The sequence below is a fragment of the Paenibacillus sp. S29 genome (assembly GCF_049319765.1).
GTDB classification, from domain to species: Bacteria; Bacillota; Bacilli; order Paenibacillales; family Paenibacillaceae; genus Paenibacillus; species Paenibacillus polymyxa_B.
Map to the genome: position 1 here is coordinate 1 of NZ_JBMOUI010000104.1, position 268 is coordinate 268.

The 268-nt window shown below is 41.4% G+C and carries 1 protein-coding gene and 1 rRNA gene; both read right to left on the minus strand.

Annotation, left to right across the window (positions count from 1 at the left end):
- Positions 1 to 212: hypothetical protein (locus ACL9RM_RS26720; protein WP_422759431.1), on the minus strand; the 212-nt coding region annotated here is incomplete at its 3' end.
- A gap of 2 nt (positions 213 to 214) precedes the next feature.
- Positions 215 to 268 (minus strand): 16S ribosomal RNA (locus ACL9RM_RS26725); the annotation flags it as partial.

Below are 268 nucleotides of genomic sequence, written 5' to 3' on the forward strand. Positions count from 1 at the left end.
ACTTGTTTACACAAGATCAGCTTAAAGGAATATTCTAAAACGCAATTTCGTTTCGGTATCCAGTTTTCAAGGTGCAAAGCTGTAAACAACCAGCTTTTTTTGAGAGTTTGAGCTCTCAAAACTGAGCAACGAGTGAGTAACAGGCCTAAACCTGAGTTTTGAAGCTTACGCTTCATATTTGAATGTTTCCATTGCAGGAAACGATTCTCCATAGAAAGGAGGTGATCCAGCCGCACCTTCCGATACGGCTACCTTGTTACGACTTCAC